The sequence below is a fragment of the Streptomyces sp. NPDC051183 genome, from assembly GCF_040682455.1.
In the GTDB taxonomy this organism is placed as follows: domain Bacteria; phylum Actinomycetota; class Actinomycetes; order Streptomycetales; family Streptomycetaceae; genus Streptomyces.
In genome coordinates this window covers 1-14,586 of the sequence record NZ_JBFBBA010000006.1, presented here as the reverse complement: position 1 = coordinate 14,586, position 14,586 = coordinate 1, and the positions used below count along the sequence as shown (strand labels likewise).

The 14,586-nt window shown below is 69.8% G+C and carries 9 protein-coding genes; 7 read left to right on the top strand and 2 right to left on the bottom strand.

Annotated elements, in window-relative coordinates:
- Positions 1-111 precede the first annotated feature (111 nt).
- The gene (locus tag AB0M99_RS06880; protein ID WP_365917607.1) at positions 112-537 is read left to right on the top strand and encodes a hypothetical protein; all 426 of its coding nucleotides are present in this window, start codon (positions 112-114) and stop codon (positions 535-537) included.
- Between the two features lie 260 nt (positions 538-797).
- On the opposite strand, the gene AB0M99_RS06875 is transcribed toward AB0M99_RS06880, so the two are convergent.
- Positions 798-1,082: a winged helix-turn-helix domain-containing protein gene (locus AB0M99_RS06875; RefSeq protein ID WP_365917774.1), complete on the bottom strand. Its 285-nt coding sequence runs from the start codon at positions 1,080-1,082 to the stop codon at positions 798-800.
- Positions 1,083-1,412: 330 nt separating this feature from the next.
- Between AB0M99_RS06875 and AB0M99_RS06870 the strand changes: the two genes are divergently transcribed.
- From AB0M99_RS06870 to AB0M99_RS06860, 3 genes are all read left to right on the top strand, one after another.
- Entirely contained in the window at positions 1,413-2,564 is a 1,152-nt protein-coding gene (locus AB0M99_RS06870) for an ISAs1 family transposase (protein ID WP_365917606.1), read from the top strand.
- Positions 2,565-2,954: 390 nt separating this feature from the next.
- The gene (locus AB0M99_RS06865) at positions 2,955-10,073 is read left to right on the top strand and encodes an amino acid adenylation domain-containing protein (protein ID WP_365917605.1); all 7,119 of its coding nucleotides are present in this window, start codon (positions 2,955-2,957) and stop codon (positions 10,071-10,073) included.
- 311 nt (positions 10,074-10,384) lie between these two features.
- On the top strand, positions 10,385-12,571 hold the full coding sequence (locus tag AB0M99_RS06860) for an ABC transporter ATP-binding protein (protein ID WP_365917604.1): 2,187 nt from the start codon (positions 10,385-10,387) through the stop codon (positions 12,569-12,571).
- Between the two features lie 37 nt (positions 12,572-12,608).
- Here the strand turns inward: AB0M99_RS06860 and AB0M99_RS06855 are convergent, their stop codons facing one another.
- Positions 12,609-12,878, bottom strand: coding sequence for a DUF5132 domain-containing protein (locus AB0M99_RS06855; RefSeq protein WP_365917603.1), 270 nt, complete (start codon positions 12,876-12,878; stop codon positions 12,609-12,611).
- A gap of 485 nt (positions 12,879-13,363) precedes the next feature.
- On the opposite strand from AB0M99_RS06855, the gene AB0M99_RS06850 reads away from it, so the two are divergent.
- The 3 genes from AB0M99_RS06850 to AB0M99_RS06840 all read left to right on the top strand — a co-directional run.
- A complete protein-coding gene (locus AB0M99_RS06850) occupies positions 13,364-13,627 on the top strand; it encodes a DUF5132 domain-containing protein (protein WP_365917602.1) in 264 nt (87 codons plus the stop codon).
- A gap of 45 nt (positions 13,628-13,672) precedes the next feature.
- Complete coding sequence (locus AB0M99_RS06845; protein ID WP_365917601.1) at positions 13,673-13,888, top strand: MbtH family protein; 216 nt, start codon at positions 13,673-13,675, stop codon at positions 13,886-13,888.
- A gap of 326 nt (positions 13,889-14,214) precedes the next feature.
- A partial coding sequence (locus AB0M99_RS06840) for a transposase family protein (protein WP_365917600.1) occupies positions 14,215-14,586 on the top strand: 372 nt, incomplete at its 3' end.

Sequence of the window (14,586 nt, the reverse complement as noted above, 5' to 3'; positions counted from 1 at the left end):
GCGACGTGTTGAATGAACGTCAGGTGACCAGGCGGTCCCACTTCGAAATGCTGTGTGGGCCCGTGGGTGCTGGTGGGCGGGGCGGGTGCCGAGGAGGATCGTGCCATGGGCGTGAGCGCGTTGAAGTGGCAGGGCTGGCTCGTCGGGCTGGTGGTCCTCGCGGGACTGCTGGTGTTCGCCCCGCTGGGGCTGTACGTCTGGGCCAGCGGCGAGCCGGGCGGCGCGGAGCCGCCGCGGGCAGCCGTGGAGGACGTACGGGTCACCGGGTGCCGAATCGATCCGGCGAGCCGGCGCGTGGTGGCGGCCGTCGAGGCGACGGGCCGGCCGGAGGGGCTCGGGGCGTACGTCGTCACCGTGGAGTTCCGCGAGGAGGCGGACCCGGCCCCGGGCGACCGCACGGCCCAGGCCCTGGTCAAGATCCCGGGCGTGGCCCCGGGCGCGACGGAACACGCGGAAGCCCTGGGCCCGGTCTGGCCCCCGAACACCACCCCGTGGTGCGGGGTGGCAGCGGCGGAGTTCCGGGCAGCCCCCGGCTGAACTGCACCGCCCGGCGCCGGCCTGGGCGCCGAGGTCCAGCCCCACCCCCCTTCGGGACAAGCCACCGATCACCGGCCGCCAAGCAGTAAGCTCCGCACATGCTGCGAGCCGCAGCAGCTCGCCAAAGAGATCGTCGGCCGCAAACGGAGCAGCATCATCGATGCCACCGGCCTGATACTGACCTTGCTCGTCACCGCTGCCAGCATCCAGGGCTCCGTCGCTGCTGGACGCCTCCTCAACCGCATGGCCGCCGACTGCGGCTACCGCGAGTACCTCGTTGACCACGGCGCCCGCGACCTCGGCCTCGTCCGCGAGGCTGCCCACGCGCCCAGGAGCTGGGCTGTCCGCTTACCTCTGACCAACTGCTTCCTCCGCCACCCGGCGACGGCCTGTCCGTCGCGCTTGACGGCTCTGTGTGCGGGCACCTGCGGTGACCAGCCCGGCCGGTGCATCAGGTACGACACCCCGCGCGGGGTGGACCGGAAATCGAACAGGTGATTGATCGGCTCCGCCGCCAGCGCCTGAGTCCAGCGCTGGTAATCCATGCAGCCGTGCGCGGCCGGGCCAGCATCCAGATCAACCTGCCGCCGGTCACCGACTTTTCCCACCTCGGCTTCAGTGATCACGCCACGGGCCGGTCTTGCGAGACGGGGAGCCGCAACGTCCGGAGATTCTGGACCGAAAGACATGCGCCTCCCGGACGGGTCTTGAGAACTGCCTCGGTCTCGACATCAGGGCGATTGCAAAGTCGCGGTGATCTCGTGAGTGTGCAGGTCACGGCGGTGTGACGATGGTGGATGGCCGCGCGACCGGATGCAACGAAGCTCCGTTGTGGAGGTGACCTTCCCAAGTCGCCTTCGCCCAACGGAGCTTCGATGTGCCGCCAGTCTGCCACCGTCTGCCTGATCAAGTCGCCCACGCGTCAACACCGTGAGGTCCCGAATCTGGACGGCCGGCTGCGGATGCTGCCGGACCCGCGCAAGCGCCGTGGACGACGTCACCCTCTGGTGTCGGTGTTGCTGACCGCCGCATGCGCGGTCCTGGCCGGAGCCCGCTCCTACTTCGCGATCGGCCAGTGGGTCCGCAACGCACCGCAGGACACCCTCGCCCGGCTCGGCATCCGCGAAGCCGGGCCGCTCGCTGTCCGCCGCGCGCCCAGCACCTCGACCATCCGGCGCGTCCTGCTCGCCGTGTGTCCCGGGGGACTCGCCGACCTGCTCGGCGCCGACCCGTCCACCGTTGCGAGCCTGGCCGTGGACGGCAAGACCGCCCGCGGCTCACGCACCGCCGCCGCCCCGGCGACGCATCTGCTGGCCGCTGTCTCCGGCGGTGGGCAGACCGTCAGCCAGCTGCGAGTACCGGACAAGACGAATGAAATCACCGCGTTCACGCGACTGCTGGCGCCCTTCGATCTGGCCGGTGTCGTGGTCACCGCCGATGCCCTGCACACCCAGCGCGGGCACGCCCGGTTCCTGGTCGAGCAGAAGCAGGCGCACTACCTGCTGGTGGTCAAGGCCAACCAGCCGACGCTGTTCACGCAACTGCGGGCATTGCCGTGGAAGGAGGTGACTGCCCGGCGTTATGACCGAGAGGCCGGCCACGGCCGCAAGGAGACCCGGGCCACCAGATGTCTGACCGTCACCGGCCTGGGGCTCGACTTCCCGCACGCCGTGCAGGCCGCCCGCATCCTGCGGCACCGCACCGACCTGAAATCCGGGAAGGTCACCCGCCAGACCGTCTACGCGCTCACCGATCTCACCGCGCGTGAGGCATCACCGCTCCGGATCGGGCGCCTGGCCCGGTCACAGTGGGTGATCGAGAACCGGCTGCACTTCGTACGCGACACCACTTTCGCTGAGGACGCCTCGAAGATCCACACCGGGCACGGCCCGGAGAACATGGCCACGCTGCGGAACCTGGCTATCAACACCCTCCGCGCGGCCGGACACCGCAACATCGCCGCGGGCCTGCGCGAGGTCTCCTACCACCCCTTCACCCGCCCACTCGACCTCATCGGCCTGCCCTGACCTGCACCACCACATGATCACCAGGACTTTGAATCAGCCCTGGGTGTCGCGCAGCGCCAGGCTTCGGCTCTGCCACGGAGCGACGCGAGGGTGTCTCGCCACCGCCACTTGTCCGCGACGCACGCAGTCCTGGCCAAGCGGGCCATACGAGGGACTTGTCCGCCGACGAATCGATCCAGTGCCCGTGCGGCTGGCACGATAGAGGGCGCGAGCAACGACCTATTCGCGCGGGTTTGTCATTGTCGGGCTGCACGCAGCACCGCCCCTGGATTCCCAGCGAGCTGCCGGGCGGTCGCCGTCCTCCGGGCGGTTGGAACATCGGGGGTACCGCCTCTGGTGGAGTTCGGACACTCAGGAGGTTTCCCCTTGTCCCGTCGTCACGTCTCCGCCATGAGCGCTTCCGACCCGGCGCCCACACCGGAAGCCACGGCGGAAGCATCGACACACGTACTGGCGCCGACTGCGGCACAGCGCGAGGTCTGGTTCGCCGAGCAGCGGTCCCCGGATGCGGGCGCGGCACCTCGCATCGGCGAATACCTGGAGATCCACGGGCCAGTCGACCCGGCAGTGTTCGAGGCGGCGCTGCGCGGCGTCGTCGACGAGGCCGATGCGCTGCTGGTGCGCCTGGTCCCCAGTGAGGACACTGTGGCGCAGGTCTTCGAGCACGAGCGGTCCTGGGCGCCGGCGGTCGTCGACGTGTGCCACGAGCCCGACCCGCGGGCAGCGGCACACGAGTGGATCGCCGCGGATCTGGCCCGGCCCATGGACCCGGCTCGTGATCCGCTGTTCAGCTTCGGATTGATCAGGCTGGCACCTGACCGATTCTGGTGGTGCCACACCTACCACCATGCGGTGATGGACGGTTTCGGCTTTGCTCTCGTCGCGCGTCGCGTTGCCGAGGTGTACACGGCTGCCGCGGCCGGTCGGGCGGCCGGTCCCAGTCCGTTCGGTTCTCTGTCGGCTCTGGTGCAGGCAGATCTGGAGTACCGGGCGTCGCCGGACCATGCCGCCGACCGGGAGTACTGGACAAGGCAACTGGCCGACTGGCCGGGGGCGGCCGTGATCCCGCCCCGGCCAGGACTCTCCGGCGCGGACGCCGCCCCCGTGGCGGAGTGCGCGGCTACCGGACAGCGGACCCCGGGGGCCGTCCGCACGACCGGGCTGCGTTCGCTTCCGCGCCCGGAAGTGTTGGGGGCCGCAGCCCGGCGCGCGGGGGTCCCTTGGTCCCGGTTCGTGGTCGCCGCAGTGGCCCTGTACCTGCACCGGTTGACGGGCGCGGGAGACGTGTCGGTCGGGCTGGTCGTGACGGGCCGCCTGGACGAGGCCACCCGTTCGACCCCGGGACTGCTCGCCAATGTGGTCCCCGTACGGCTGGCCGTGCGGCCCGGTGCGCCGCTGGCGGAGCTGCTGACCCAGGCTGATGACCGGATCCGTGAGGCCGTGGCCCACCAGCGATACCGCGGCGAGGACCTGCGCCGCGATCTCAGGCTGCCAGGCGGAACAGGCACCGCATTCTCGCCGGTGGTCAACATCATGCGATTCGACTACGACATCAGGTTCGCCGGCCACCGGTGCACCGCGCACAACATCTCCCGCAGGCTGGGAGCCGACCAGGTCATCGCGGTGTCGGATCGCCGGGACGGAGCCGGGCCGCAGCTAAACCTGCAGGCCCCATCCGACGTCTACGGCGACGCCGATCTCGCTGACCACCAGCAGCGGCTGCTGCGCCTGCTGGATGACATGGCAGAGCTCGACCCCCGCCTGCCCGTCGGAATGCTCGACCTGCTGGCCGACGATGAGCGGCGGCACCTGCTCCGGGCGGGCGACGCCACCACGGCCGCTGTTCCGGGCTCGCCGCTGCCGACTCTGCTCGAGGCCAGAGTACGCATCGCGCCCGACTCGGTCGCGGTGGTGGCCGACGACACGACCCTGACGTACGGGGAGCTCAATGAGCGGGCCAACCGGCTCGCGCACGCGCTGATCACCCGAGGCATCGGCCCCGAGGACGTCGTGGCTCTCGCCCTACCGCGCTCGGTGGAGCTGATTGTGTCCATCGTGGGGGTGCTCAAAGCGGGGGCCGCGTACCTTCCGGTGGATCCGAAGTACCCCACTGCGCGCATCGACCACATGCTCGCCGATGCGCGCGCTGCCCTGGTGATCGATGACATGGACGCCCTGGCCGCCCTGTCGCAGGGGCAGCCGGACTCCGATCCGGGGATCGTCATCGATCCCCGGCACCCTGCCTATGTGATGTACACATCGGGATCGACCGGGCGTCCCAAGGGGGTTGTCGTGACCCATACCGGCATCGCCTCCCTGACCGCCGCCCAGGTAGAGCATCTGGCCCTCACTCCCGACAGCCGCGTACTGCAGCTGGTTTCGCCCAGCTTCGATGTGTCCGTGTGCGATCTGTGCAGCGCCTTGCTGACAGGTGCCGCGTTGGTGCTCGCCCCCGCGGCCGATCCGCTGTCGGCCCTCATCCAGCCGGGCACGGCTGTCACGCACGCCGCCGTACCGGCATCGGTACTGTCGGCCGTGGAGCCCTCTTCGGTGTCGGTGCCGACGCTCACTGTCGGGGGTGAGGCGTGTTCGCCCGGGCTGGCAGCGCGGTGGGCGCCAGGCCGACGCCTGGTCAACGCCTACGGGCCGACAGAGGCCACGGTGTGCGCGACGATGAGCAGGCGGCTGACCCCCTCGGCCTCGGCGCCGCCGATCGGCCGGCCGGTCGCAGGCACTCGGGTCTATGTGCTGGACGCCGCGTTGCAGCCGGCGCCGCCGGGAGTGGTGGGGGAGCTGTACATCGCGGGGGCGGGGCTGGCCCGCGGATATCTGAACCGGGCCGGTCTCACCGCGGAGCGGTTCGTGGCCGACCCGTACGGTGCGCCGGGGACACGTATGTACCGCACGGGTGACCTGGCGAAGTGGCGTGCCGACGGGGAGCTTGAGTTTGCGGGCCGGGTGGACGACCAGGTCAAGGTACGGGGGCACCGCATCGAGCCCGGCGAAGTCGAAGCTGTGCTCGCCGCCCATCCTGGTGTCGCCGGGGCCGCCGTCGCTGCGCACGATGACCGGCTCGTGGGCTATCTCGTAGCAGCGACGGGCGCCGTAATCGATACCGGGCAGATGCGCGAGCATGCGCGGGCGCAGTTGCCCGCGCAGATGGTGCCGGCCGTGTTCGTGATCGTGGAGGCGCTGCCGCTGACTGCCAGCGGAAAGCTGGACCGTGCCGCTCTGCCTACGCCGGACCTTGGGACGGCCGCAGGCGGCCAGGCGCCGCGCACCCTGCCCGAGCGGGTGCTGTGCGAACTGTTCGCCGAGGTGCTGGGCGTGCCGCGGGTCGGCGCAGACGATGACTTCTTCTCCTTGGGTGGCCACTCGCTCCTCGCCACCCGGCTCATCAGCCGCATCCGCACCACCCTCGGCACCGCCATCGACCTGGGCACCTTTTTTGAGTCGCCCACGGCCGCCGGTCTGGCCGGACGCCTCGACTCCACAGGACAAGCCTGTCGGGCACCGAGTCCCCGGCGGCGGCCCGAGACGATCCCTCTGTCGTTCGCGCAACAGCGACTGTGGTTCCTGCACCGCGTGCAGGGTCCTGGCGCCGTCTACAACATCTCCCTCGCCCTGCGCCTGACAGGCGACCTCGACCGGGAAGCCCTGAAGCTGGCGCTGGCGGACGTGGTGACCCGGCATGAGAGCTTGCGCACCCTCTGCCCGGAGACCGGCGGCGTCCCCCGTCAGCAGATCACCGACGTGTGCACAACAGGCCTGACGGTACCGGTCTCCCGGGTGGACGAGGGCGGACTTCCGTCGAGACTGGCAGAGGCAGCCTCCTACGCGTTCGACCTGATGACGGAGGAGCCGCTACGGGCTCACCTGTATGAACTGGGTTCCGCCGAGCACGTACTCCTGCTGGTCATGCATCACATCGCGGGCGATGGCTGGTCCATGGAACCGCTGGCCCGGGACCTGGGGGCCGCCTACGGCGCCCGGCGCCGCGGCGGGGAACCGGGGTGGGCGCCGTTGCCGTTGCAGTACGCCGACTACACCCTGTGGCAGCAGGACCTGCTCGGCGACCGCTCCGACCCCGACAGCCTGGCCGCCCGCCAACTCGCGTACTGGGCACATGCTCTCACCGGTCTGCCCGCCGAGCTGGCGTTGCCGTACGACCGTCCCCGCCCTGCCATCGCATCGCACCGCGGCGCAGAGGTCGCTGTCCGTATCGATGCGGACCTTCACGCGGGGCTGGCGGAGCTGGGGCGCCGGTGCGGGGCGAGTCTGTTCATGGTCCTGCACGCGGGTCTGGCCGCGCTGTTCACCAAGCTCGGCGCGGGCACGGACATTCCGATCGGCAGTCCGATCGCCGGGCGCACTGACGGCGCCCTGGACAACCTCGTCGGTCTCTTCGTCAACACCCTGCTGCTGCGCACCGACACCTCGGGTGACCCCACGTTCGCCCAACTCGTCGAACGAGTCCGTGAGACGGCGTTGGCCGCCTACGCTCACCCGGACGTACCTTTCGAGCACGTGGTGGAGGAGGTCAACCCCCCCAGGTCGCTCTCTCACCACCCGCTGTTCCAGACCATGCTCTCCGTCGACGCGGCCCCCACCGGCGCGTTCGGACTCCCAGGCCTGGAGGTGTCGGTTACACCGGTACCGACCGGAACGGCCAAGTTCGACTTGGACATCTCCCTGTCCGAACGGCACTCCGAGGACGGTAACCGCCTTGGCCTCGACGGGTCCATCCGCTACTCCACCGATGTGTTCGACCACGCCACCGTGGAGGCGTTGGCCGCGCGCTGGCTGCGGCTGCTGAACAGATCAGTGCAGCACCCGGACCGGCCCTTCAGTCTCATCGACGTGGTGCTTCCGGAAGAGCGCCGCCTCCTGCTCCAGACGGACGCTGTCACGGAGCATCCCACGCTGACCGCCACAGTGCCGGAACTGTTTCAGGCACAAGTACGAGCTGTACCGGACGCTGTCGCGGTGGTGGCCGGTGACACCACGCTGACTTACGGAGAGCTGAACGGCCGGGCCAACCAGCTTGCTCACGCGCTGAGTTCACGCGGCATCGGCCCCGAGGACATCGTGGCCCTTGCCCTGCCCCGCAACGCCGACCTGATCGTGGCGATCCTCGCCGTACTCAAGTCCGGGGCCGCCTACCTGCCTCTCGACCCGGAATACCCCGCGGCGCGCATCGCCGCCATGGTCGGGGACGCCCGGCCGGCGCTGCTGCTGACCGACACCCGCACCGCCGCCACCACAAAGGGCCTCGACCACATCGCGCCGCACACGCCGCGTCTGCTGCTCGACACACCAGAGACCGCCCAGGTGCCGGCGGCGCTTGCGGACACTGACCCTGCAACGGGCCTGCTGCCCGACAGCCCTGCGTACGTCCTCTACACCTCAGGGTCGACCGGCCGCCCCAAGGGGGTCGTTGCCCGGCACGCGAGCGTGGTCAACGTGGCTGCCAACTACCGGTCCACCGTGTTCGGGCCCGCGGCGGAGCGGGTCGGCCGACGCCTGAGGGTGGCCTTGACCGCGTCGGTGTCCTTCGACGCGTCGTGGGCACAACTGGCAGCCCTCATGGATGGCCACGAGCTGCATGTGGCCGACTCCGATACCTGGGCGGACGCAGACCGGCTCACGGCGTGGCTGGTGGACAACCGGATCGATTCGGTGGACGCCACCCCCTCGTACATGCGCGTACTGGCCGACAGGGGCCTGTTCACCAACGAGCGGTGGCGGCCCGGCGTGGCCGTACTCGGTGGCGAGGCATTGCCCAGCCGACTGTGGCGGGAACTGCGGGTCGTGGACGGGCTGACGGCGTACAACATGTACGGGCCGACCGAGTGCACGGTCGACGCGGTCGCTGCCCGGCTGCGTGACACCACGACCCCGGTCATCGGCCGTCCAGGCGGCGGTGCGCGGGCGTATGTACTGGACGCCGCATTGCAAGCGGTGCCACCGGGAGTGGTAGGGGAGTTGTACATCGCCGGGCCCGGGCTGGCGCGGGGTTATCTGAAGCGGCCGGCCCTGACCGCGGAGCGGTTCGTAGCCGACCCCCGTGGTGGGCCGGGAGCCCGCATGTACCGCACCGGCGATCTGGCGAAGTGGCGGGCCGACGGCGTCCTTGAGTTCGTCGGGCGGGCGGACGACCAGGTCAAGGTTCGGGGGCATCGCATCGAGCCCGGCGACGTCGAAGCCGCCCTGACCGCACACCCCGGTGTCGCCCAGGCCGCGATCACCGCGCGAGGGGACCGGCTCGTGGCCTGTGTGGTGCCCGCGGCCGGAGCCGATGCCGAGGCAGGGCCGCTGCTCGAGTATCTGCGCGGGCAGCTGCCGGCACACATGGTCCCCGCGGCGTTTGTGTTCATGGAGGCGCTGCCGCTGACTGCGAACGGGAAGCTCGACCGGGCGGCGCTGCCCGCGCCCGACTTCGGGGCGGTCGTGGCCGGACGACCTCCGCGCACCCCGCCCGAGCGGGTGCTGTGCGAACTGTTCGCCGAGGTGCTGGGTGTGCCCGGCGTCGGCATCGACGATGACTTCTTCGCGTTCGGCGGCCACTCGCTGCTGGCCGCCCGCCTCATCTCCCGCATCCGCAATGCCTTCGGCACCGACATCGGCCTGCGCAGTCTCTTCGAAGCCCCCACCGTTGCCGGCCTGGCCGGTCGCCTGGGGACTGGACGTCTCGACGACGCCCTCGAGGTCGTGCTGCCGCTGCGCCCGCAGGGTAACCGGCTGCCCCTTTGGTGCATCCACCCGTCCTCCGGTATCGGCTGGTCCTACAGCGGTCTGCTCCGTCATCTGCCCCCCGGCCAACCGCTGTACGCCATCCAGGCTCCCACCCTCGCACAGCCCGAGCGACGGGCGACGTCGATCGGGGACATGGCAGCCGACTACGCCCAACACATCCGCAAGGTCCAGCCTCAGGGCCCCTACCAGCTTCTTGGCTGGTCCGCCGGCGGACTCCTCGCCCACGCCGTCACCGCCGAACTGAACCGACTCGGGGAGACCACCAGCCTGCTCGCGCTTCTCGACTCCTACCCCGCACCGCGGCCGGCGACCAGTGAATCCACCGCGCCCACCATGCCCACCGAGCGCGAGGTACTCGTCAACGCCCTTGGCTGCGCCCCCGATGCGCTGCCCTTCGGACCGCTGCCCTCGGGCCTGGCCGCCGAAGCGCTGCGCGACTGCGGCAACTCACTCGCCGGCCTGACACCACACCACATCAACGCGGTCGTCGCCACAGCACGGCACATCATGCTGCTGGCTGACCTGCACACACCCGACCGCGTCCACGCCGACCTGCTGCTGTTCACCGCGACCCGCGAAGACCACCCGGAATCCCCCCGTCCAGAGGTCTGGCGGCCATACGTCACCGGGCGCATCGAGACACACCCCGTACCCGTCGGCCACCACCGGATGACCGAACCGGACGCGCTCACCCGCATTGCCCCGATCCTCGCCGCGCACCTTGACCAGGCCACCACCTGGCCGGCGACCTGACTCCGCCCCTCGCACACCTCTCAGGGCCGCTCCGCTGCGGGACGCGGCCCTTGCCACGCCCCACAGCGGGCCAGACCTGGAACCGGTGATTGCCCGACATGCCATCGCTCGCAGAGCCGACGACCGGGAAGGCGATCTCCCGTCCCCTCGTCGCCCGAGGACTGCTGAGGCCCCGCTCGATCATCCCGGGCCGCCAGCGCTGGGACGCGGAGGTCATCCGCGGAAGGCCGGCCCTCGCCCGACTGGTTGAGGCCACGCTCCGGCAGGCGCCGGGTATCACAGACGCACACGCCAACCCCATCACCGGCCGAGTGCTCGTGCGGCACAGCCCCGGCACCAGCCCACGGCAGGCAGCCTGGGCATTGCACCTGGCGGTCGACCGGGCCCTCACCCATCTCTGCGATCCCTCGGCCGACGGTTCGGCTCTGCCTGTCGCCGCTGTGCCCGCCGCACGGCCGGGCAAGGAGAGCGGGGTCCGTCGCCCGATCCTCGCTTCCGAGCACAGCACCGGCAGGCGCGTTCGCCGCGGCGTGGCCCGACGGACGCCGATCGCGGCGGCGGGCACCGGGGTGGGCGTGGCGGCGGCAGTGGCTCTGGGCTGCGGAAGGCTCTGCCTGGGACTGCTGGCCCACCCTCTCGTGGGCCTGGGCCTTGCCGCCGCGGCGACGGCGGCCATCGTAAGACGCGCCTGGCGGCGATCCGACGGTGCGCGGCCATCAAGCGGGACGGCCACGCGCGGCCACCCGCTACGACGCATCATCGGTCGACACAAACGCCAGTTCGCCATGGCAACGCTGCTGTCCGTACTCTCCATGCTGGCGGAGATGACCCTGTTTGCGCTGGTCCCCTCAACCGTGCTGCTGCTCGCGCGCGGCGAAAGCGCGACACTGGCCCGTCTGGGCGTGGCCGGTGCGAAGGCCCAGCTGTCCGTACTCGCCGGCGCGATCGGACTGTCCTGCCTGACCACGACGGCCATGGGATACACGGCCGACGTCGCCTGGCGCAGGCTGGGACACACCGTCGAGGACGACTGGCGCAGGCGCACCTACGACCACGTGCAGGCCCTCGCGCCGGCTGATCTCGAGGACGAGCGCACCAGCAGGGTCACCGGCGTGCTGACCGAGGACATCAGCCAGCTGGGATCCTTCATCGGCTCCCACATGCACGACGTGGTTCAGCTGGTCACCAGCATCGCCCTCCTCATCCCGGTCTACCTCCTGCTCGCTCCACAACTCGCCTGGATGGCCTTCGCGCCGATCCCCCTGGTCACGTGGCTCTCCTTCCGCTTCCACGAGCGCGCGGTCGCCGACCACGGCGTCTCCGGCGAGCACCGGACGCGGTTGAACAGCCGGATCGCCGACAACCTCCAGGCCCACACCACGGTGAAGGCCGCGTGCACCGAGAAGTGCGAGACCTCGCGCATCGCCGAGCTGAGCCGGGAGAACCGTGAGGCCAACCGTCGCACCGACCGCAGTTCGGCGGCGCAGGGTCAGATCGTGCGCTTGTGCGCGGCCTCGGCGCTGAGCGGGACGCTGCTGATCGGCGGCCGGGCCGTACTCAATGGCGTGCTGCCCGCCTCGGCCTTCGGACCGTTGATCGAGATGCCGGGGATGGCGGTGGCCCGGCTGTCCCGGCTCGGTGCCATCACCGCGCAGTACCAGCGCACGCTCGCGGCCTTCGACCGGGTGCAGCGCCTGAACGACCTGCCGGTCGAGCCCGGCACGGACGGCCGCCGACTGCCCGCTCAGCAGGTCAGGGGAGAGATCGAGCTTCGGAGGGTGACCTTTGCCTACCCCGGCCGCCCACCGGCACTGTGCGATACGTCCCTGGCCATCTCCCCCGGCAAAGTCACCGGCATCGTCGGTGCCACCGGCGCCGGCAAGACCACCATCACCAAACTGCTGATGCGCTTCAGGCACGCCGACAGCGGACTGGTCCTTCTCGACGGCTTCGACGTGCGCGAGCTCGCACTGCCTTACCTGCGCGGCGCGATCGGCTATGTCAGCCAGGAGCCGTTCCTTTTCGACGCGACGATCGCGGAGAACATCCGTTACGGCACGTTCGACGCCACCCAGCAGCAGCTCATCACCGCCGCACACACCGCCGGGGCGGGCACGTTCATCGAGGCCCTGCCCGACGGCTACGACACCATGGTCGGACAGCACGGCGCGGCGCTGTCCGGCGGGCAGAAGCAGCGTATTGCCCTGGCGCGCACCATCTTGAAGAACCCGCCGATCGTGATCCTCGACGAGGCCACCTCCGCGGTCGACAACGAGACCGAGGCCGCCATCCGGCACGCCCTGCAGTCCTTCGGAGTGAACCGCACGATGGTCGTCATCGCCCACCGGCTCTCCACCGTCCGCGACGCCGACCAGATCTACGTCCTGGGCCCTGGCGGCGTCGTGGCCGAGCAGGGCACCCACGACGACCTGGTCGCGCTCGCAGGCACGTACGCCGGGCTGTGGAGCTTGCAGGCGGGCCAGAGAGTGCTCTCCTGATCCGGCAGGGCCTCGGCCGAGGTCGGGGGCGAAACAGTCACCGGCCCTTGGTGGGGTCGCTCCGCACCTTGGCGGGGACGGCCCTGTCCGCAGCACTGGGGGCCTTTGCGATCTCGACGGGGCGGCTACCGCCGGCCGCCTCGGCTGCGGCATGGCGTACCTCGTCGCGGACCGAGAGGGACGCCTGCTTGACGTCCATGGCCAGTCCCACTGAGGTCTTCACCACCCCTCGCACGATGGGCTTGACGATCCGCTTGGCGAACGGTGACACGATCACACCTGCGAGGAAGGGGGTGACAGGCAGCATGACGGTCTCTCCTTGAGTCTTGCCCGGAGCATGAGGCCTTCCGGCGTTCCAGCCACCTTCCGGGCATAGGCAGGGCTCGGCGGCGCACCGCTGCGATCGGCATTCGCCGTGCTGAACAACGGCCGGCCGTCGAGCGTCATGTACCCGCGCCGGCCGTGAAGCGGCGCGTGATATCCGCTGTATGAGCCACCCGGGGCCGGGCATTCACTCCTTCAGCTCTCCACGCGGAGAGAACGGCCCGGACATCCCTTTGGGTGGAATCCGATCATTGCTTCACTCGATGTGGCGAAGGTGATCGCTGAACGCCGCGCGGCCGGCACGCGAGTGCAACCATGCTGCTGACAGGTCTCTGATATCAACAGGGCCTTCGCCATCGAAGCTGTCGACGGGGGGAGAAAATATCATCTTCATGATGTTAGTGGCCGCATTGTTTTTATCGACAGCTCAAAAATGGTGAGTCCCGCGCACAAAGAGAGGGAAGTTACATGCTGCCTGTAGTGCCCCCGTTCTTGATCGGTCTCCTCGCCGCTCCCCTGGTCAAGAGAATCGCCAAGCCGCTCATGCGGGGCGTCGTCAAGACGTCGGTCGGGCTCGTCATGGAGGTAAAGCGGGTCGCACATGAGACCAACGAAGAAATTCAGGACCTCGCTGCCGAGGTGACAGCAGAGGTGATCGCGGCCGAGATGTCGCGCGGGTCCGAATCCAAGGACACTGCCAAGGCGCGCCCCGCTGGAGCCGCCAAGCAGTGAGCAGGGTATGCGGCGGCCGACGCACCGACGAACCGGGAGACGAGCATGATCAACCCATTCGAGGACAGCGATGGCACCTTCCTCGTCCTCGTCAACCACGAGGCCCAGTATTCTCTCTGGCCGTCCTTCGCGGACGTGCCGGACGGCTGGACCGTCGCCCACCCCGTGGGCACCCGCGAGGCGTGCCTGCAGTACATCGAGCGCACGTGGATTGACATGCGCCCGAAGAGCCTCGTTGACGCCATGAACGCCGAGCGGTAAGGCGAAAGACCATCGGCCCGCACCGCACCGCACCGCACCGCGACACGACACGACACGACACGACACGGATGTATCGATGCAATCACTTCTGTACTCGGCCGAGCTCATCGAGGAGGACGGCATCTATTGGCTTACGGTGACGGACCACATGCGCGACTCTGTGCAGACGGCCGAGGTCTCGAAGAGGGCGGTGGAGAAACTCCCCGTGTTTCTTTCCATGCTTAACTCCGAGCGGCTCGGCTCCTTGCGGTAACAGGGGAGCAGGGCGATTGCAAAGTCGCGGTGATCTCGTGAGTGTGCAGGTCACGGCGGTGTGACGATGGTGGATGGCCGCGCGACCGGATGCAACGAAGCTCCGTTGTGGAGGTGACCTTCCCAAGTCGCCTTCGCCCAACGGAGCTTCGATGTGCCGTCAGTCTGCCACCGTGTGTCTGGTTAAGTCGCCGACCCGTCAGCATCGCGCGAGGGGTCCGCTGGCTGAGCGGCTGGCCACGCTGACCGATCCGCGGTGCCGGCGCGGGAAGCGTCACCCCTTCGTGGCAGTACTGCTGATCGCCTGCTCCGCCGTGGTCACCGGGGCGAGGAGCTTCGTGGCGATCGACGAGTGGGCCACCGAGGCCCCGCAGGACGTTCTGGCCCGGCTCGGCGCCCGTACCGCGACCGCCCTGGCCGTGCGCATCCCACCCAGCGGCGCGACG

Bases quoted from the DNA above. Each gene is read 5' to 3' on its own strand.
- AB0M99_RS06875 (WP_365917774.1), bottom strand. From the start codon at position 1,082: ATGGATTACCAGCGCTGGACTCAGGCGCTGGCGGCGGAGCCGATCAAT.
- AB0M99_RS06870 (WP_365917606.1), top strand. From the start codon at position 1,413: ATGTGCCGCCAGTCTGCCACCGTCTGCCTGATCAAGTCGCCCACGCGT.
- AB0M99_RS06865 (WP_365917605.1), top strand. From the start codon at position 2,955: ATGAGCGCTTCCGACCCGGCGCCCACACCGGAAGCCACGGCGGAAGCA.
- AB0M99_RS06855 (WP_365917603.1), bottom strand. From the start codon at position 12,878: ATGCTGCCTGTCACCCCCTTCCTCGCAGGTGTGATCGTGTCACCGTTC.
- AB0M99_RS06850 (WP_365917602.1), top strand. From the start codon at position 13,364: ATGCTGCCTGTAGTGCCCCCGTTCTTGATCGGTCTCCTCGCCGCTCCC.
- AB0M99_RS06845 (WP_365917601.1), top strand. From the start codon at position 13,673: ATGATCAACCCATTCGAGGACAGCGATGGCACCTTCCTCGTCCTCGTC.